The sequence below is a fragment of the Geodermatophilus marinus genome, assembly GCF_003428645.1.
Lineage (GTDB): Bacteria > Actinomycetota > Actinomycetes > Mycobacteriales > Geodermatophilaceae > Geodermatophilus.
Genome location: NZ_QVQH01000038.1, coordinates 1 through 18,534, shown reverse-complemented (window position 1 = coordinate 18,534; position 18,534 = coordinate 1). Strand labels below are relative to the sequence as shown.

16 protein-coding genes and 1 riboswitch are annotated in these 18,534 nt (G+C 75.4%); of the genes, 9 read left to right on the top strand and 7 right to left on the bottom strand.

The window, feature by feature from the left end; all coding sequences use genetic code 11:
• Nucleotides 1-38 precede the first annotated feature (38 nt).
• Entirely contained in the window at nucleotides 39-329 is a 291-nt protein-coding gene (locus tag D0Z06_RS23490; RefSeq protein WP_117379969.1) for a hypothetical protein, read from the top strand.
• Nucleotides 330-375: 46 nt separating this feature from the next.
• On the opposite strand, the gene D0Z06_RS23485 is transcribed toward D0Z06_RS23490, so the two are convergent.
• The 4 genes from D0Z06_RS23485 to D0Z06_RS23470 are packed head-to-tail and all read right to left on the bottom strand — an operon-like array spanning nucleotide 376 to nucleotide 3,566.
• Nucleotides 376-702 carry a putative quinol monooxygenase gene (locus D0Z06_RS23485; RefSeq protein ID WP_117379968.1) on the bottom strand — a complete coding sequence of 109 codons (327 nt, stop codon included), beginning with the start codon at nucleotides 700-702 and terminating at the stop codon, nucleotides 376-378.
• 10 nt (nucleotides 703-712) lie between these two features.
• Entirely contained in the window at nucleotides 713-1,738 is a 1,026-nt protein-coding gene (locus D0Z06_RS23480; protein WP_117379967.1) for an NAD(P)-dependent alcohol dehydrogenase, read from the bottom strand.
• Complete coding sequence (locus D0Z06_RS23475) at nucleotides 1,735-2,508, bottom strand: metal-sulfur cluster assembly factor (protein WP_117379966.1); 774 nt, start codon at nucleotides 2,506-2,508, stop codon at nucleotides 1,735-1,737. Before D0Z06_RS23475 ends, D0Z06_RS23480 begins: the two co-directional genes overlap by 4 nt.
• Before the next feature lie 11 nt (nucleotides 2,509-2,519).
• Nucleotides 2,520-3,566 (bottom strand): amidohydrolase family protein, encoded by a 1,047-nt coding sequence (locus tag D0Z06_RS23470; protein ID WP_117379965.1) that lies wholly within the window; start codon nucleotides 3,564-3,566, stop codon nucleotides 2,520-2,522.
• A gap of 211 nt (nucleotides 3,567-3,777) precedes the next feature.
• Between D0Z06_RS23470 and D0Z06_RS23465 the strand changes: the two genes are divergently transcribed.
• Complete coding sequence (locus D0Z06_RS23465; RefSeq protein WP_199522507.1) at nucleotides 3,778-5,232, top strand: AAA-type ATPase lid domain-containing protein; 1,455 nt, start codon at nucleotides 3,778-3,780, stop codon at nucleotides 5,230-5,232.
• A 330-nt stretch (nucleotides 5,233-5,562) separates the two neighbouring features.
• The gene (locus tag D0Z06_RS23460) at nucleotides 5,563-7,035 is read left to right on the top strand and encodes an HNH endonuclease (RefSeq protein ID WP_233517922.1); all 1,473 of its coding nucleotides are present in this window, start codon (nucleotides 5,563-5,565) and stop codon (nucleotides 7,033-7,035) included.
• Here the strand turns inward: D0Z06_RS23460 and D0Z06_RS23455 are convergent.
• Nucleotides 6,956-7,570, bottom strand: coding sequence for an LURP-one-related/scramblase family protein (locus D0Z06_RS23455; RefSeq protein ID WP_117379964.1), 615 nt, complete (start codon nucleotides 7,568-7,570; stop codon nucleotides 6,956-6,958). The two genes, D0Z06_RS23460 and D0Z06_RS23455, sit on opposite strands and share 80 nt — an antisense overlap.
• Before the next feature lie 118 nt (nucleotides 7,571-7,688).
• On the opposite strand from D0Z06_RS23455, the gene D0Z06_RS23450 reads away from it, so the two are divergent.
• Nucleotides 7,689-7,859 carry a DUF1059 domain-containing protein gene (locus tag D0Z06_RS23450; protein WP_117379963.1) on the top strand — a complete coding sequence of 57 codons (171 nt, stop codon included), beginning with the start codon at nucleotides 7,689-7,691 and terminating at the stop codon, nucleotides 7,857-7,859.
• A 464-nt stretch (nucleotides 7,860-8,323) separates the two neighbouring features.
• Nucleotides 8,324-10,984, top strand: a complete 2,661-nt coding sequence (locus D0Z06_RS23445; protein ID WP_117379962.1) for an ExeM/NucH family extracellular endonuclease — start codon at nucleotides 8,324-8,326, stop codon at nucleotides 10,982-10,984.
• Nucleotides 10,985-11,089: 105 nt separating this feature from the next.
• Here the strand turns inward: D0Z06_RS23445 and D0Z06_RS23440 are convergent, their stop codons facing one another.
• Complete coding sequence (locus D0Z06_RS23440; RefSeq protein WP_117379961.1) at nucleotides 11,090-11,515, bottom strand: hypothetical protein; 426 nt, start codon at nucleotides 11,513-11,515, stop codon at nucleotides 11,090-11,092.
• Nucleotides 11,516-11,576: 61 nt separating this feature from the next.
• A complete protein-coding gene (locus D0Z06_RS23435; protein ID WP_117379960.1) occupies nucleotides 11,577-13,040 on the bottom strand; it encodes a protein adenylyltransferase SelO in 1,464 nt (487 codons plus the stop codon).
• Nucleotides 13,041-13,242: 202 nt separating this feature from the next.
• Nucleotides 13,243-13,392, top strand: a riboswitch (cyclic di-AMP (ydaO/yuaA leader).
• A gap of 328 nt (nucleotides 13,393-13,720) precedes the next feature.
• Between D0Z06_RS23435 and D0Z06_RS25995 the strand changes: the two genes are divergently transcribed.
• The 4 genes from D0Z06_RS25995 to D0Z06_RS23410 all read left to right on the top strand — a co-directional run bounded on the left by D0Z06_RS25995 (nucleotide 13,721) and on the right by D0Z06_RS23410 (nucleotide 18,296).
• Nucleotides 13,721-14,374, top strand: coding sequence for a hypothetical protein (locus D0Z06_RS25995; RefSeq protein ID WP_199522506.1), 654 nt, complete (start codon nucleotides 13,721-13,723; stop codon nucleotides 14,372-14,374).
• A gap of 237 nt (nucleotides 14,375-14,611) precedes the next feature.
• The gene (helR, locus tag D0Z06_RS23420) at nucleotides 14,612-16,819 is read left to right on the top strand and encodes an RNA polymerase recycling motor ATPase HelR (protein ID WP_233517921.1); all 2,208 of its coding nucleotides are present in this window, start codon (nucleotides 14,612-14,614) and stop codon (nucleotides 16,817-16,819) included.
• Nucleotides 16,820-16,858: 39 nt separating this feature from the next.
• The gene (locus tag D0Z06_RS23415; RefSeq protein WP_117379959.1) at nucleotides 16,859-17,518 is read left to right on the top strand and encodes a DUF1801 domain-containing protein; all 660 of its coding nucleotides are present in this window, start codon (nucleotides 16,859-16,861) and stop codon (nucleotides 17,516-17,518) included.
• Nucleotides 17,519-17,990: 472 nt separating this feature from the next.
• Nucleotides 17,991-18,296, top strand: a complete 306-nt coding sequence (locus D0Z06_RS23410; RefSeq protein WP_233517920.1) for a hypothetical protein — start codon at nucleotides 17,991-17,993, stop codon at nucleotides 18,294-18,296.
• The last annotated feature ends 238 nt before the right edge of the window (nucleotides 18,297-18,534 follow it).

Genomic DNA, 18,534 nt, shown 5'->3' with positions numbered 1-18,534 from the left:
ACGGCAGGGCAGCAGCGCCCCGCGAGGAGGCACCCACCGTGAGCGTCGGAGATCCTCACCCGCAGCAGTCCCCGGCTCCGCGGGCCGGCACCGGAGTCCGCCCCCCGTCCGAGGACCGCCTGGAGATCGTCGAGCAGCTGCGCCGTCTGGTCGTGGACACCCAGACCGCGCGGGTGCTCGACCGCCGGGCCCGCTCCTCGGCCAACCCGGCGCTGGCGGCGCTCCTGCGCGAGCGCGCAGCCGTCCGGCGGCGCCGGGCCGAGCGGGTGCGCGCCGAGCTGGTCGCGCAGGACCTGCCGCTGGTCCCGCGGCGCCGGGGCCCGGGCTGAGCGCCCGCGGTGGGGACCGGACGGCCGGCCCCCTACGGGCGCGCGATCAGCTGCCGACGCGCAGCTCGCCGAGCTCCGACCAGTCCTCCTGCGGGACCGTGGCGTTCACGATCCGCGGCGTCTCCTGCAGGTGCGGGGGCAGGTCGCGCTGGGCGGCCTGGAAGTGGTCGCTGCCGACGTGCGCGCCCGCGGCGTCGTCGTCCCGGAAGGCCTCGACGAGCACGTACTCGGTCGGGTCGTCGAGGCTGCGCGACCAGTCGAACCACAGGCAGCCCGGCTCGGCGCGGGTGGCCTCGGTGAACGCCTTGCTGATCTGCGGCCAGGCGTCGGCGTCCTCGGGCTTGATGCGGAACTTCGCGGTGATGAAGATCAACTGGACTCCTTCAGGGGACGAGGATGGCGCGACCCCGGACCTTCCCCGCGTCGAGGTCGCGGATCGCGTCCACGGCGCGCTCGAGCGGGTACTGCTGGGTGTGCAGGGTGACCTTGCCGGCCTGCGCCAGGACCATCAGCTCGGCCAGGTCGGTGTAGGTGCCGACGATGTTGCCGACCACGTTCTTCTCGGCGGCGACGAACTCCAGCGTCGGGATGCGCAGCTCGCCGCCGTAGCCGATCACGTAGAGCGAGCCGGCCGGGCCGGTCATGCGCCAACCGTCCATCTCCGCGCCCTGCTCGGCGACGAAGTCGAACACGACGTCCGCACCCCCGCCGGTCAGCTCCTGCACCGCCTGCACCTGGTTGCCGTCGGCGACCACCGTCTCGTCCGCGCCGATCCGCCGGGCGAGCTCCAGGGCGTCGGGGTTGCGGTCGACGACGACGACCCGGGTGCCCGACAGCGCGGCGAGGCACTGGACGCCGATGTGGCCGAGACCGCCGGCGCCCTGCACGACGGCGGTGGTGCCCGGGTGCAGCAGCGGCAGGGCCTTGCGGACGGCGTGGTAGGCGGTGATGCCGGCGTCCGCGAGCGCGGCGACGTCGGCGGGGTTGGTGGACGGGTCGAGCTTCACGCAGGCGCGGGCGGTGGTGCGCAGGTACTCCGCCATGCCGCCGTCGTCGTTCGACAGCCCGGGGAAGAACGCGTTCCCGCACTGCATGTCCCGGCCGGCCCGGCAGGCCGTGCACAGGCCGCAGCTGGGCTGGGGGTGCAGGATCACGGTGTCGCCCACGGCGACGTTGGTGACCCCCTCCCCGACCGCGTGCACCCACCCGGCGTTCTCGTGCCCGATCACGTAGGGCAGGTCCGGGTTCTGCAGCTCGGCCCACTGCCCCTCGAGGATGTGCAGGTCGGTCCGGCAGACCCCGGCGCCGCCGATCTTGACGATGACGTCGAGCGGGCCCCGGAGCTGGGGTTCGGGGATGTCGTCGAGCGTCGGGTCGGCGTGGTACTCGTGCACGCGGACGGCCTTCACGGCTGGGTTCCCTTCGAGACGGTGAGCGGGAGGAGGGGGCGGTCCTCGGGTCGGGGCGTCTGGTCGGCCTCCGACCCGGGGTAGCGGGTGGTGAGCAGCCCGCGGCAGAAGTGCGCGTTGCCGTCGACGGAGACGCGCACCGAGCGGGCCCGGCGCAGCGCCATCGGCGCCTCGGCCGGGGTGGGGCGGGTGCCGTCGGGGTGCAGGAGCACCGGCGCACCGTCGTCCACCGGCAGGCCGAGCGCGGCCCGCCGGCGCAGCAGCGCGTCGGTGGTGTGCTCCCCCGCCGGCAGGTCCCCGAGGGTGACCGCCGCGACGTCCGCCCCCGGGTCGGTCCGGAGCAGGCCGGTGAGCGCCCGCTCCATCGCCGCGGTGTGGGCCTTGCGCCGGAAGGTCGCCCGCAGCTCGTCGAGCGACTCCTCCGCCTCGTGCCCGAAGGTGCCCCGGTAGCCCAGCCCGGCGGCCAGCCCGCGGTTGATGAGGTCGGAATCGTGGTGGTCGTCGAGTTCGACGACCACCGACCCCACGCCCGGGACGGCGGACACCGCGTCGTGGGCGTCGGAGACCATCAGCCAGGCGAAGTTGGGCGCGCAGAACGAGGTGGGCAGCCGCAGGTGCACCTCGACGGCGGAACCGCGCACCGTCACGGAGCGGACGAAGCCGACGTCGGTGATCGGCTCGTCCAGCTCCGGGTCGACGACGGTGCCGAGCGCGGCCCGGACCTCGCTCTCCAGGTACCCGGCGGTGCGATCGGTGAGCAGCGCGGTCATCGGCGTCCTCCTCAGACGGAGGCGAGGTCGGCGGCGGCCGGCTGGCGCGGACCGGTGGCGGTCTCGCCGGCGTCGGGCAGCCGGAGGTGGGCCGGGACGTCGAGGTCGTACAGCCTCGCCGCGTTCAGGCCGAGCACCTTCTTCTTCAGCTCGGTGGTCAGCGGCGCGTACTCGGGGGTCATGTCCTCGGGGATCTGGAAGTCCACGAACCGCTCGACCAGCCACTTCGGCGTCCACAGCGCGTAGTCGCTGGCGAAGAGGATGCGGTCCTCCCCGAGCCAGTAGGTGAGCTCGCCCATGATCTGGGCGAAGTAGCGCGGCCGGGTGTGGATGAACGGGATCGCCACGGCCAGGCCCGCGAAGACGTTGGGCTCCTGGGTGGCGATCCAGCAGAAGTCCTCGAGCCGGGGCAGGCCGCAGTGCTCGACGACGAAGTTCAGCTCGGTGAAGTCGCTGGCCACGTGGTCGACGTCGGCGACGTCGAAGGCGTCCCGGTCCAGGGGGCGGATGGTCGGGCCCTTGTGGATGTGGATGTTGCGGATGCCGAGCTCCTGGGAGAGCTCCAGGTAGCGGTAGGCCATCGGGTCGGTGAGCTTCCAGCCGCGGGACTCGCCGTGCCAGTCCGCGGTGTAGAGCTTCACGCCCCGGAGGTTCATCCGCTCCGCGGCCTCGCGCAGCGCGGTCAGGCCGTTCTCGCCGTCGCGCGGGTCCCAGTAGTGGTTGTAGGTCAGCCTGTCCGGGTGCGCCTGGGCCAGCGCGAACGCCTCCTCGGTCTGCCCGAAGCCGCGGTGGTAGAACTCGGCGAGCCGGGCCGGCTGGAAGATGGCGTGGTCGACGATGCCGTCGACGAAGACGTCCCGCATCAGCCGCTCGCCGCCCTGGTAGAGGTACTCCTCGTAGCCCCACACCTCGGACTCCGGGCTGAGGTTGCGGTGGTAGTCGTAGAAGCAGTCGATGAACTGCCTGCCGTGGACGTTGCGCTGGTTCTCCGGCCGGGCGTCCCACAGCGCGATGTGGGCGTCGACGATGTAGTAGTCCTCGCCGTCCTTGCTGTACACGGTGGCCTCCTCGTTTCGGAGCGGTAGCCGACTCGGTGTGGCAGCCGCCTCGACGTGACGGCGGTCACCCTGGTGGGCACCGACGCTAGGGAGGTCGCACAGGGCACAGAAGGTGGCCGGTGTCTCACTTTGGGACGCCCGACGCCGTGACGCCGGTCACGACCGTCGTAGCCTCGGGTCAGCAGCCGCGCCCAGCCGGAGGTGCACCGCCGTGGTCGACGAACGGGATCCCGCACCGCGCGCCGGGCTGGCCGCCCCCCGGCTGCGGGCCTCCTGGCGGCGCAGCGAGGGGTACGGGGTCTCCCCCGAGGAGGTCGCCCCCGTCTTCACCGGCGAGCTCGACACCGGCTCGCTGCTGCACGAGTGCGCCCGCGAGGTCCTCACCGGCCTGCAGGCCACCATCCCCAACGAGCCGGTCTCGCTCATGGTCGCCGACCGCTTCGGCGTGGTGCTGGCCCGGCTGTGCAACGACGCCGGCATCCAGCGCTCGCTCGACCGGGTGCACCTCGCGCCCGGGTTCTCCTACGCCGAGCGCAACGCCGGCACCAACGGGCTCGGCCTCTCGCTGGCCGACCGGGCGCCGTCCCTGGTGCGGGCCGACGAGCACTACGTGACGGGGCTGCGCGGCTACACCTGCGCCGCCGCCCCGGTGCTCGACCCGGTCACCGCCGACCTGGCCGGCACGATCAACCTGACCACCTGGTCGGACAGCTCGTCGGAGCTGCTGCTGGCGCTGGCCCAGACGGCGGCGGGGGCCACCAGCGCGCTGATGGCGGTCCGCGCCACCGGCCGGACGGTGCGGCCGGCGCCGCGCGGGGAGGTCTTCCACGTCGTCGGGCACCAGGCCACCGAGGCCGCCGACCCCTGCGTCTCCGCGGCCTGGCGCGCCGCGGTCGACGAGGCGGCGCGGGCGACGGCCGCCGGGCGGGTGCTCGCCGTCCTCGGCGAGGACGGCTCGGGGAAGGCCACGCTCGCGGCGCGCGGACGGCGGCGGGCCGCACCGCGGTCCCGGATCCTGCACGCGCGGGCCCCCGAGGGCGGGGACGTCGCGGCCTGGCTCGAGCTGTGGACGCCCGAGTTGCGGGCCGACGACGTCTGCGTGGTCGTCTCCGGCACCGCGCACCTGCCCGCGTGGGCCGCGGGTGAGCTCGCCACCGCCCTGGCCGCCGTGCGACGGCACGGCCCGACCCCGCTCGTCCTGACCGCGGCCGAGTTCGGCGCCCTGCCGGAGCCGCTCGCCCCGCTGGTGGACACCGTGGTCGAGGTGCCGGCCCTGCGGAACCGGGCCGAGGACGTCCTGCCGCTGGCCCGGGCGCTGGCCGCCCAGGAGCGGCGCCGCGAGGTGGCGTTCGCCCCGCGAGCGGCGACCGTGCTGACCGGCTACGGGTGGCCGGGCAACGTCCGGCAGCTGCGCCGGGTCGTGCGCGGCGCCGTCGCGCGGACCGACCTCGTGGACCTGCACCACCTGGCGCCGGAGGTGTTCGAGGGGGGCGGGCGGCCGCTGACCCGCCTGGAGCGGCTGGAACGCGACGAGATCGTCCGCTGCCTCACCGCTCCGGGTACGACGGTGACCCGCGCCGCCGAGGAACTCGGGATCGGCCGGGCGACGCTCTACCGGAAGATCGCGCAGTACCGGATCGTGCTGCCGCGCGAGGGCGCCGGCTGACCTCGCACCGCACTCCGCTGACCGTCGGGCCGACCCCGCTGACCGTCGGGCCGACCCCGCTGACCGTCGGGCCGACCCCGCTGACCGTCGGGCCGACCCCGCTGACCGTCGGGCCGACCCCGCTGACCTCGCACGCTCCGCCGGCTGGGCCCTCTCACCGACCTCCGGGGCGCGCTGGCGGGCACGCAGGTCTGTGCCGACCGCAGCTGCCCTTCCCTCCCGAGCATCGACCCCGCCTACCTGTCAAGACGCTCTATCGACATGTGGACTGCGCGCTGACCTGGGGATTCACGGTGCAGTGGGCGCCGTTCGGCGCTAGCATTCGTACACGTGTTCGAGACGATGGGAGTGGGAGGTGACCCGGCGGTGGAGCAGCTGTCGAGCGCGATCGACGACCTGGCCGGCGCCGAGCTGGCCTCGGCGTTCGGCCCGGAGCTGCTGGAACGCCTGGGCGGGCTGCTGGTCGCCCAGCACCGGATCGCCGCCGAGGTCGCCCGCACCGTGCGCGCCTGCGAGCTGGCCGGCGCACCCGAGTTCGACGGGCTGAAGACCATGGCCGGCTGGCTGCGCGGGCACGGGCGGCTGAGCGCCGCGGCCGCGGCGGCGACCGTGCGCAACGGGCGGGCCCTGGAGGCCCTGCCCGCCCTGGCCGCCGCGCACGCCGCCGGGGCGGTGTCGGCCGAGGCCGTCGCGACGGTGGCGCCGGTGGCCGCCGACAAGAACCTGGCCGCCGCCGCGGCCGCCGGCGTCGACCTGGCCGAGGTCGACCGGCTGCTCACCGGCGTCGCCGCCGCCCGCCCGCACGCCGACCTCGTGCAGGTGGTGCGGCACTACCTGGCCGGCCTGGACCCCGACGGCCCCGAACCCGACCCCACCGAGGGCCGCCGCCTGGCCTGGGTCCGGCACGCCGACGGCTCGCTCACCGGCCGGTTCGACCTGGACGCCGCCGGCGGGGAGAGGCTGCAGGCTGCCCTGGAGAGCCTCCTGCAGGCCGGGCGGTGCGCCGGCGACGAGCGCACCCGCCCCCAGGCGCAGGCCGACGCCCTCGTCCAGCTCTGCGATCTCCAGCTCGCCGGCGGACAGATGCCCACCCTGCGCACCGTCAAGCCGCACGTGGCCGTCGTCCTCGGCGCCGCCGACCTGGTCGACCCCGGCACCGGCCCGGGCGCGGCCGAGCTGGGCTTCGGCGCCACGATCTCCGCCGCCCGGGCCCGCTGGCTGGCCTGCGACGGGGTGGTCACCCGCATCGTGCTGGGCCCCGACGGGGCACCGCTGGACGTCGGGCGCACCCACCGCGTGGTGCCCCCGCACCTGCGCCGGGCGGTGGAGCGGCGCGACCGGGGCTGCGTGTTCACCGGCTGCGGAGCCCCGACCCACTGGTGCGACGTGCACCACCTGCTCGCATGGGCCTTCGGCGGCGAGACCAGCCTCGCCAACTCGGCGCTGCTGTGCGAGCGGCACTCGCACCTTGTGTCCACCACGGCTTCCGGGTCGAACGGCAACCCGACGGCGCCTGGTGCACCTGGCGCCCCGACGGCACCGAGATCCGCATCCCCCAACCCCTGGCCGCCTGAACCCACCCGGCCCAGCCAGAGCCGGGGCCACAACCGCAGACCCGCCGACCCGGCGCACCCACCCGTGCGCCGGGCACTCGGCGTGCCCGGCAGCGAGACCTGCCCGGCAGGGGGCCGTCCTCACGCCGGAGGGCGGCTCCGACCGGAGGTCAGCGGCTCTGCAGGGCGTCCAGGGCGACCGCCATGCTGGCCGCGACCCGGAAGTCGAGCCGGGGGTCGGGCACGGTGACCTGGTAGCGATCGCGGACCGCCTTGCGCCGCTCGCTCACCAGCACCGTGGCGCCGGTGGCGGTGTCCACGAAGTCGAAGTGGAAGACGAACGGGATCCAGACGTCGCCGACGACCGGCAGGACGTCCCACACCCGCCGCAGGAGAGCGATGGACTGGCGGCGCTCGCGGCCGGTGGCCTCCAGCCCGGGGACCGAGAGGTGCCACGTCGAGCGCAGCAGGCTGGCCCCGAAGGCCTTGCGGAAGGTGCCCAGCACGGCCCCGTTCTCGTCGAGGACGTCGTGGTCGGCCCGGACGTCGAGCCGTTGCCGGGCCTTGAACGAGAACACCCGCCGGGTCTTGGACTCGTCGGTGAAGAAGTCGACCTGCTCCTTCAGCTTCATCCGCTTCTGCTCGGCGAACGCGAGCAGCTGCCCCTCGCTGCCGTCGGGGGCGGTGGCCCGGATCTCGTACCGGTTCACCATCACGGTGACCCGCTGCCGGATGGAGAAGGCGGGCACCACCATCGCGGCCGTCGGCTGGCCGGGGACGCTCATCGCACCTCCAACAGGGAACCACTGCGTGCACCCCATCCTGGCGCACCGGCCCGAGGCTGCGGCAGGCTGTCCCGCGCGGGAGCCCGGCTTGCGCCCGGGCCGAGCAGAGGAGGTCGCCGTGAAGGAGCTCAGCTGCCGGGATGCCGGTTTCGACTGCGACACCGTGCTGCGCGGCGAGACCGTGGACGACCTGCTCGACCAGGCCGGGCCCCATGCGAAGCAGGTCCACGGCATCGAGGTGACCCCGGATCGGGCGGCACAGCTCCGCACCCTGGTCCGCGACGCCTGACCCGCGAGGCTCGCGTCCGCGACGCCTGACCCGAGGGGTTCACGGCCGCAGCAGGTGGACGACGACCGGGCGAGGTCAGCTCGCGGCGGTCGGCTCACCCGGTCGGAGCGTGTCCGCGGCCGGCTCAGTGCTGCCCTGGCCGAGCCGATCGCCCTGGCGCGGTCCCGCCACCACGTCGCGCCGCGAGCTCGCCGTGACGGCACACCGGGTCGAGCGGCGCCCCCAGGGAGGGCGAGCGTTCAGGCTCACCCACGGTAACCAACAGGCCACTTCGTGGTCATGTCGGGTGTCTGGACCACGGCTCCCGGCCTCGGGTCTGGTGACCACCGGGGTTGCTCACCGTCATCAATGGATACACAGTCCGTCGTGAGCGGCTCCCTGGAACCACCGGGCGTCCCGCGGGTCCGCCCGCCCGGGCGACCCGCGTCGTCCCGACGCCCCTCCCCTCCGGACCGAGGACCTCGATGACCCTCCGCCGCACCACCTCCGGCGCGCTGCTCAGCACGCTGGGCGCCGGCCTCCTCGTCTCCCTCTCCGCCTCCCCCGCGTCCGCCGTCTCGGACGGCCTGGTGATCAGCCAGGTCTACGGCGCGGGCGGCAACTCCGGCGCGGTCCTGGCCGCCGACTACGTCGAGCTGTACAACCGCGGCACGGTGCCGGTCTCCACGGCCGGGCTGTCGCTGCAGTACGCCTCCGCGACCGGCAGCGGCGGCTTCGCGCCGGTGGCCCTCCCCGGAGCGACCGTCCCGCCGGGTGGCCGCTTCCTCGTCCGGCTCGCCGGCGGGTCGACCGGCGCGCCGTTGCCCGACCCGGACGCCACCGGGTCGCTCAACCTCTCCGGGAGCTCCGGGAAGGTCGCGCTGGTCGACGGGACGACGTCCCTCGGCTGCAACGGCGGTTCGGCGGCCTGCTCCGACGCACAGCTGGGCCGCATCGTCGACCTCCTCGGCTACGGCACGGCGAACTTCGCCGAGGGCAGCCCGGCCCCGGCGGCGGGGCCTGCCGCCGCGCTGTTCCGGCTCGGGGACGGTGCGCAGGACACCGACGACAACGCGGCCGACTTCACCACCGCCGCGCCGGCTCCCCGGAACAGCGGCGGCACCGCCCCCGAGCAGCCCGACCCGGCCGTGACGACCATCGCCGAGGTCCAGGGCGCCGGTGCGGCCAGCCCGGTCGCGGGCGACCGGGTGACCGTCGAGGGCGTCGTGGTCGGCGACTTCCAGGGCGCGGGCGAGTTCGGCGGCTTCTTCGTGCAGAGCACGCAGCCGGACGACGACCCCCTCACGAGCGAGGGCCTGCGCGTCTTCCGAAACGCCCCCGCCGTCGAGGTCGGCCAGCGGGTCCGCGTGACCGGCACGGTCGAGGAGTTCGAGAGCGCGGACCTCTACACCGGTTCGGAGACCCAGCTCGGCTCCGGCAGCACGGTCGAGGTGCTCGGCCCCGCCGAGCTCCCGGACCCGGTGGAGCTGTCGCTGCCCTTCGAGCTGCCCGCCGGCGGGGTCGACGGGCAGGAGCGCTACGAGGGCATGCTCGTCACCGTCCCGGCCGGGCTCGTCGCGACCGACCTGTACACCCTGGGCCGCTTCGGCGAGGTGGCGCTGACCACCGGCGAGCTGCTGCGCATCCCGACCTCGGCGGCCGAGGACGCCGCCAACGACGCCGACCGGGTCCTGCTCGACGACGGACGCTCCGGGCAGAACCTCACGCCGCTGCCCTGGACCGTCGGTGCGGACGGCGCGACCCTGCCGCGGGCCGGTGACGCGCTCGCCGAGCCGGTCACCGGGGTCCTGTCGTTCGCCTTCGGCGCCTACCGCGTCGAGCCGGCGGTCGGCACCACCGCTGCCTTCGAGCGGCGCAACCCGCGCACCGCCGCCCCCGGCCCGGTCGGCGGGGACGTGCAGGTCGCCTCGTTCAACGTGCTCAACTACTTCGTCGAGTTCGGCGGCGACAACCGCGGCGCCGACGACCCGGCCGAGCTCGAGCGGCAGCAGGCGAAGCTGGTCAGCGCGATCACCGCGCTGGACGCCGACGTCGTCGGCCTCATCGAGATCGCCAACGACGGCGGCGCCGCGCTGGACACCCTCGTGGCGGCCCTCAACGCCGCGCAGCCCGACCCCGCGGACCACTACACCGCGGTCGCGGCGCCGGACCTCACCCCGCCGAACAGCCTGGGCGGCACGTACGGCACCGACGCCATCCGGACGGCGATCGTCCACCGCGCCTCGGTGGTCACCCCGGCCGGCCCCCCGCCGTCCGACCCCGCCCTGCTGAACCCGACCGACCCGGAGTTCCCCGGGCCGGTGTTCGACCGGCCCCCGGCGGTGCAGGCCTTCACGCCGGTCGGCAGCGACCGGGAGTTCACCGTCGTGGTCAGCCACCTGAAGTCCAAGGGCTCGACCAACCCGCAGTGCGGCACGCCGGACCCCTTCGGCGGCAACTGCGACGACCTGCGCGAGCGGCAGGCCGCGGCGCTGGTCGACCTGGTGGCCGGCCTCGGCGCGGAGGACGCCCTGCTGCTGGGTGACTTCAACGCCTACGAGACCGAGGACCCGATCGAGGTGCTCACCGACGCCGGGTACACGAGCACCGCGGCGCGGCTGCCGACGGCCGACCGCTACAGCTACTCGTTCGACGGCGAGTTCGGGACGCTGGACTACGTCTTCGCCTCGCCCGGCCTCGCCGGGGACGTCACCGGGGTCGACATCTGGCACGTCAACAGCGCCGAGGCGCCGGCGTACACCTATGACGACGTCAACCAGCCGTCGCTGTACGCGCCGGACGCCCACGCCTCCTCCGACCACGACCCGGTGCTGGTCGGCCTGGAGCTGAACGCGGCACCGGTCGCCGACGCCGGCGGCCCGTGCACGACCCGCGTCGGCCGCGACGTCCTGCTCGACGCGTCGGGCTCCACCGACGACGGCGGCGAGCTCCGCTACGCCTGGGACCTCGACGGGGACGGCGCCTTCGACGACGCCAGCGGGGCGAGCGTGCCCGTCGGCACCGGCCTGCCCCCCGGCCGGCGCACGGTGCAGGTGCAGGTCACCGACGGTGCGGAGACCTCCGTGGCCGAGGCGGTCCTGACCATCACGACGCCGACCGGCCGGGTGCCGCCCGGCCGGCGCTGACCCGCCCGGGCGGCACCGACCCGCTCGGCATCCCGGCACCGCCGGGTCCAGGGCCCGCACCAGGGCCGCGGACCGGGCACGTCCGGCGGGGCGCGGGGTCCTCGCTCAGTCCCGCTGCGCCCGCTCCACCTCGTCCTGCTCCCGGTCAGCATCGGCGGCCACGCGGTCGTCGGCGGCGTGCCGGCGGTCGGCCGCAGCCGCCGCCCGTTCGGCCTCCGCGGAGGACGCCGCGGCGCGGGCGGCCAGCGCGGCCTCCCAGCGGGCGGCCCGCTCCCCGTGCTCGGCCGTCCGTGCCTCCCGCGATCGCGCGGCTTCGGCGCGGTCGTCGGCCTGCCACTCGCGCCGGCGGGCCGCCTCGTCCCGCTCGTCCGCGGCCTCGTCGCGCCGGCGGGCGACGCGGTTGCGCAGCCGGCCGGCCTCGTCGCGGCGGTCCGCCGCCTCGTCCCGCCGCCCCGCGGCCGCCTCGCGCGCCTCCCGGGCTCGCCGGAGCCGGTCGGCAGCGCGCCCCTCCTCGTCCTCCCACCGCGTCACCTCCCGCCGGTGCCCCGCAGCCCAGCGTCGTCCCGACCGGCGGGCAGCGGAACGGCCCGCATCAGGTGCCGCAGGAGGTGCGGTAGGGGACGCCGGTGTCCGGGCCGGGGGCCGCGTACCGCTCCAGCCCCGGCCGCTCGTCGAAGGGCCGGGTCACCACGTCCAGCAGCTGCCGGAACAGCGCGAGGTCGCCGCCCACCGCCGCGGTGAGCGCCTCCTCGACCAGGTGGTTGCGCGGGACGTACACGGGGTTGACCCGGTCCATGCGGTCGGCGTCCGGGGCGAGGGCCAGCCAGCGCTGCGCCCACGCGTCGAAACCGGCGAGGTCGAGGACGAGGTGCCGGGCGCGGTCGACGTCCCCGCGGGCCGCGGCGCCGAGCGCCCGGAACGCCGAGGTGAGGTCCACGCCGTTGCGCTGGAGGAGCCCCAGCAGGTCGTCGGCCAGCGCCCCGGCCACCGCGTCGTCCAGGCCGTCCGGCAGCCCGAGCTTCGCCCGCATCCCGGCCGCCCACGCCGCCTCGTAGCGCGCGCGGAAACCGCCGAGGGACTCCGTGGCCACCACGACCGCACGGTCCTCGTCGTCGTCCAGGAGCGGGAGGAGCGCCTCGGCGAAGCGGGCCAGGTTCCACTCGGCCGCCGCCGGCTGGTTGCGGTACCGGTAGCGGCCGCCGACGTCGACCGAGCTGTAGGAGGCGTCCAGGTCGACGGCGTCGACGAAGGCGCAGGGCCCGTAGTCGAGGGTCTCCCCGGAGACGGTCGTGTTGTCGGTGTTCATCACCCCGTGGACGAAGCCGACGAGCATCCACCGGGCCACCAGGTCGGCCTGCGCCGCGACCACCGCGTCGAACAGCGCCCGGTGGGGGTGGTCGGCCTCCGCGGCGGCGGGGTGGTGGCGGGCGATCGCCACGTCGGCGAGGCGGCGCAGCAGGTCGACGTCCCCCGTGGCGCGGGCGTACTGGAAGGTGCCGACCCGCAGGTGGCCGGCCGCCACCCGCGCGAGCACGGCGCCGGGCAGCAGCGTCTCGCGCCGCACCGGGCGCCCGGTCGCGACGACGGCGAGGGACCGGGTGGTCGGGATGCCGAGCGCGTGCATCGCCTCGCCGACGAGGTGCTCGCGCAGCATCGGCCCCACCGCGGCCAGCCCGTCGCCGCCGCGGGAGAACGGCGTGGGCCCGGATCCCTTGAGGTGCAGGTCGCGCACCCGGCCCCCGGCGTCGGTCAGCTCGCCGAGCAGCAGCGCCCGGCCGTCCCCGAGCCGCGGGACGAAGGAGCCGAACTGGTGGCCGGCGTAGGCCTGCGCGACGGGCCGCGCGCCCTCCGGCACCGCGGTGCCGACCAGGAACCGGACGCCGTCCGGGCTCCGCAGCGCCTCCGGGTCCAGGCCGAGCTCGGCGGCCAGCGGCTCGTTGAGCACCAGCAGACGCGGCTCCGGCGGCTCCACGGCCCGCCAGGGCACGGCGAGCTCCGGCAGCTCCCGGGCGAAGGAGTCGCCGAGGGTGACGGTCGGGGCGGGGACGGCGGTCACCCCGCGAGGGTACGGAGGTCGGCGGACGGGCGGCTCAGCCACCGACGACCCGCGACACGCCGGGCTGCGCGCGACGCGCCGTGAATTACCTGCGGAGTCGCCAGTAGAGGCGCATCTGCGTTGTCGGAAGTCGACGGCGTCTCTACCGTGACTGCGGTCCGGCCGGTCGTACTTCCCCCACCGGGGGAACCGCGCCGGGCGCCGCTGAGTCGCGTCCACCAGCACGGGCGCGAGCCGGGGACCCAACCGCACCAGTGGGGTGAGTCCCGCCTCCCGAGCTCCGCTCGGGGGTGGGTAGGGCGTTTCCCCGCCCGAACCCGTCAGCTAACCCGGTAGGCGGCCATGGGAAGAACGGAGAGCCACCGAATGGTGCGCCGACGGGCCCGTCCATCGCCCGTGATCACCCGCAGTCGACACCGCGGCGCGCTCCCCCTGCGCGTCTAGGCCGGTCCGCGCAGCCAGGTCGGCACAGCCGCCGCACCCCGCCGCCACCCGGCGCCGGTCGGGCTCCACGCCCGGTCGCGCCGGCCCGCCGGGGACCCCGCGCCCGCCTGCCGACCACGCCTGCCAGACCGCCTGTCGACCCGGCCTCGAGCCGCCACCCCCATCCCGCACCGCCGTTCCGGGCGGCCGTCCGATGACGGCCGTCGCGGGACCGACCTCTCAGGAGTTCCTCAGCCATGCTCGACAACAGCCAGCACCCCGCCACGCCCGACCTCTCCGCCGACGCGATCGGCCGTCCCCGCACGGCCCGTCGCCGGGCGCTCCAGGGCGCGGCCGTGGGCGCCTTCTCCCTCGCTCTGGCCCTCGGCGGCCAGTCGGTCGCCCAGGCCGACGACCACCGGGACGGCCGGGGTGACGGGCACTGGGGCTCGTGGTCCAGCAGCGAGGCCGCACCGGCCCCGGCACCCGCCGCCGCGCCGGCCGCCGCACCCGCCGCCGCACCGGCCGCTGCCCCCGCCGCCGCGCCGGTCACCACCGACCTCGTCGGTGCGCCGACCCCGACCTCGACCGCCTACAGCGCGTGGGCCCCGCACGTCCGCCCGGTGGTCGCCGAGGTCACGCAGACCTTCGGGGTGTCGACCGTCTACACGCGCCCGGGCCACTCCCCCACGCAGGAGCTCGCCGCCGACTTCATGGTCTACGGCGACTCCGCGACCGGGGACGCCATCGCCCAGTACGTGCTCGACAACGCCGAGCGGTTCAACGTCGAGTACGTCATCTGGCAGCAGCGGATCCACATGGCCGGGGGCTCCGGCTGGCAGGCGATGGAGGACCGCGGCTCCGCGACGGCGAACCACATGGACCACGTCCACGTGAGCTTCACCCCCTGACCTGGCGCGCCTCGGCACGCGAGGGCGCGGTCCCGGCACCCGGGGCCGCGCCCTCGTCGTCGGTGGCAGGTCCGGGCTGGGCCGGGAGGAGGCCCGGCCAGCGGCGCGCTCGGCGCCCACCCCCGTTACCACCTCAACGTACAGCGCCCCCCGGGGCTTGCGGCAAGACCCGGGGAGGCCCGCAGAATCGCCGGCCGGAGGCGGGAGCGCGGGCGAGGGGGTCGCGAGATGCACCGGGTGCCGTCGGCAGGTGGGGCGCGTGGGACGTCGACCGGGACCGGGGCGGTCCACCCCCCACCGGCCGGGGCCTTCGACCTCCCGGACCGCCTCGCGGCCAAGGCCGACCCGGCTCTGATCGCCGGTGACGAGGAGCACTTCGCGGCCGTGGCCGAGAGCCTCGCGCGGTCGGTCGCCGACCTCTCCGACCGCCTGGCGGCCGAGCGCAGGGCGCCCGGCGGCACCGGCCAGGAGGCGCTGGACCGGGACCTCGAGGTGCACCGGCTGACCGCCCGCCTGCGCACCCTGCGCCGCTTCGGCCTGGACCTGTGCCTGGGCCGCATGGTCCGGGTCGAGGACCCCGCGCCCGTGTACGTCGGGCGGCTCGGCCTCACGGACGGCTCGGGCCGCCGGCTGCTGGTGGACTGGCGCTCCCCCGCGGCCGAGCCGTTCTTCGGCGCCACGCACGCCGACCCGATGGGGCTGGCCAGCCGCCGCAGGTACCGCTGGACCCGCGGCCGGGTCACCGACTACTGGGACGAGGTGTTCACCCCGGACGGCCTCGAGGGGCACGCCGCCCTCGACGACCAGTCCGCGTTCATCGCCGGCCTCGGCGCCCACCGGTCGGCCCGGATGCGCGACGTGCTCGGCACCATCCAGGCCGACCAGGACGCCATCATCCGCGCCGGGTCCCACGGTGCCCTCGTCGTCGACGGCGGCCCCGGGACGGGCAAGACCGTCGTCGCCCTGCACCGCACCGCCTACCTCCTCTACGCCGATCCCCGCCTCGGGCACCACCGGGGCGGCGTGCTGTTCGTCGGCCCGCACCAGCCCTACCTGGCCTACGTCTCCGACGTCCTCCCCGGCCTCGGCGAGGAGGGGGTGCAGACGGCCACCCTCCGCGATCTCGTCCCCGAGGGCGCCACCGCGGTGGCCGAGCCGGACCCGCGGGTGGCCGCGCTGAAGGCGTCGGCGGGGATGGCGGCGGCGATCGAGGCGGCCGTCCGGTTCTACGAGGAGCCCCCGGCCAGGGGGACGACGGTGAGCACCCCCTGGGCCGACGTCCGACTGGGCCCCGACGACTGGGCCGAGGCGTTCGGCGCGCCCGAACCCGGCACCCCGCACAACGAGGCGCGCGACCAGGTCTGGGAGGCGCTGGTCGCGATCGTCGCCGACGCGCACGACGCCGACGTCCCGGCGGACCTGCTCCGTGCGTCCCTGCGGGCGGACGAGGACCTGCACGGGACGTTCTCCCGCGCGTGGCCGCTGCTCGAGGCCCCCGACCTCGTCGCCGACCTGTGGTCGGTGCCCGCCTACCTGCGCCGCTGCGCCCCGTGGCTGGGCACCGACGAGGTCCGGGTGCTGCAGCGGGCGGACCCCCGGGCCTGGACGGTGCCGGACCTGCCGCTGCTGGACGCGGCGCGGCAGCGGCTCGGCGACCCGGGGACGTCCCGGCGGCGGCGTCGGCAGGAGGCCGCGGCCGCCGTCGAGCGCGAGCGCATGGCCGGCGTGATCGACGAGCTGATCGCTACCGACGACTCCGAGCTGCTGCTCATGACGAGCCTGCGCCAGCAGGACCTCCGCGACGCCCTGGTCGACGAGGCCGCGCTGCCCACCGCCGCGCCGGACCGGCTGGCGGGCCCGTTCGCGCACGTCGTCGTGGACGAGGCCCAGGAGCTGACCGACGCCGAGTGGCAGGTGCTGCTGCGCCGCTGCCCGTCCCGGAGCCTGACCGTCGTCGGGGACCGCGCGCAGGCCAGGCGCGGGTTCGGCGAGTCGTGGCCGGAACGGCTGCGGCGGGTCGGCCTCGAGGAGATCACCGTGGCATCCCTGACCGTCAACTACCGGACGCCGGCGGAGGTGATGGCGGAGGCCGAGCCGGTCATCCGGGCCGCGATCCCGGACGCCAACGTGCCGACGTCCGTCCGCCGCAGCGGTGTCCCCGTGCAGCACGGCCGGGTGTCGGAGCGGGACCGGCTCCTCGCCGACTGGCTGGCCGCGCACGCCGAGGGGACCGCGTGCGTCATCGGCGACCCCGGGTTCCGGGCGGGGTCGCTGCCCGGGGACCGCGTCCGGTCGCTGCCCCCGGAGCTGGTCACGGGGCTGGAGTTCGACCTGGTCGTCCTGGTCGACCCCCAGGAGTTCGGCACGGGCGTCGCGGGAGCGGTCGACCGCTACGTCGCGATGACGCGGGCGACCCAGCGGCTCGTCGTCCTCACCTCGTCGTGACCCGGGGAGGTCCGGACGTCCCGGGACCGTCGTCCCGCCGTGGCACGCTGCCGCCCGTGCCCTTCGACGCGACCCTCGTGCGCACCCCCGGCGCCGGGGGGCTGGGTGTTCGCCCCGGTGCCGGCGGAGCACGCGCCGGAGGTCGCCGGCCCCTTCGGCCGGGTGCCGGTGACCGCGACGGTCGACGGGCGGACCTGGTCGACCAGCGCGTGGCGCGACCGGCGGGACACCCCACCGCCTGGACGCCAGACCCTCGACGTTTCAACGGAGATGACCACTAGCCGCTCCACAACCAACGGACCAGGTACCAGGATCGAAGGAGAGACGATGTCCAAGCCAACGACCATCGACGAGTACATCAACACAGCACCACCGGCCGGCCGCGCACTCCTCAGCGAACTTCGCACACTGTCCCGAGACGCCGTTCCTGACGCGGTCGAGCAGATCAAGTGGGGCCACCCGGCCTACGTCCACCCCGACGGCGTCATCTTGTTCATGTTCAGTGGACACAAGACCCACGCCAGCCTCGCCTTCACGCCATCCACCCGCGCCGCCTTCGAAACCGAACTCACCGGCTACCGCACCGGCAAAGGCACCATCGCATTGCCCTACGACACCACCCCACCCCGGCCACTACTCACCAAGATGATCGAGTTCCGCGTCCGCGAGCACGAGCAACACGGCGTCAACTGGATGTGACCGCGAGCGGAACCCCGACCGGGAACACCGCAGGACGGAGCGGGTGCCCCTCGTCCGCCGTCCCGTAGGCCCCGCTCGGTGAGGTTTCCCGCACGGGGAAGGCGACCGGGACACGCTGCCAACCGCCCGCGGCCTCGTCGTCCAGGAGCCGCTCAACATCCGCGCGACCGTGCCGCAGGGGCCGCGCGACGGGAGTCGGTGCATCGCGGAGGTGACCCTCATCAGAACGTGCCGCCGGGAAGACTGCGACCTGCTCTCCTCGACAATCACCGTCAACGACCAACGGAATGGCACCCGCGAACGGCCTGAGCGCGCCACTGCAGATTTTTTCCGGGAGAGCTCAGACCTTCACCGGAGAACGGCACGCATGCTACCGATAGAGGTAGATCGGGCCCCGCTTCACGGGGCTCACCGCTGCTTCTAGGGGTGACCCGTTGGTCATTGTTGGGTGGCATTGAGGATGCGCGGTGGAATGAAGGTGTACGCCGGGTCGGCGGCGGCCGCCCGGGTGTATCCGGAGGCCGACCGGGGCCGGCCGAAGGCCCGGGCGCGGTGGATCGCCGTCTTCGGCCGCGACCGGGCCGAGCTCGGCCCCGGCCACGCCGCCGAGCTGGCCGCTCGAGCGGCCGCCCGCGACCGCCAGGACCGGTCGCGCTACCGGACCGCGGCGGCTCCCCCGCGGGCCGTCGCGCCGGTACCGAGCGTTCCCCGGCCCGAGGCCGAACGGCGCGGCCCCTCCCTCGCCCGCGGAGGCGCCGCGCCGGGCATCGGCCGATGAGCACGGCCCGCGTCCACAGGCCGGGCCCGGGCCCGGACACCAGCAACAGGAGGAGAACCGGAGGATTCGGATGCCATCGGTGGTCGGTTGTCACCAATCGCTACCAGATGGGGGACTGCTGCACGGATCGGTGACAGGTTGGGTCAGGCGGCCTGAGCGGCCAGTGTGGGTGTGATGGTCTCGTACTCGATGGGCGTGAGTCGACCGAGGGCGTCTTGGCGACGCCGGCGGTGGTAGG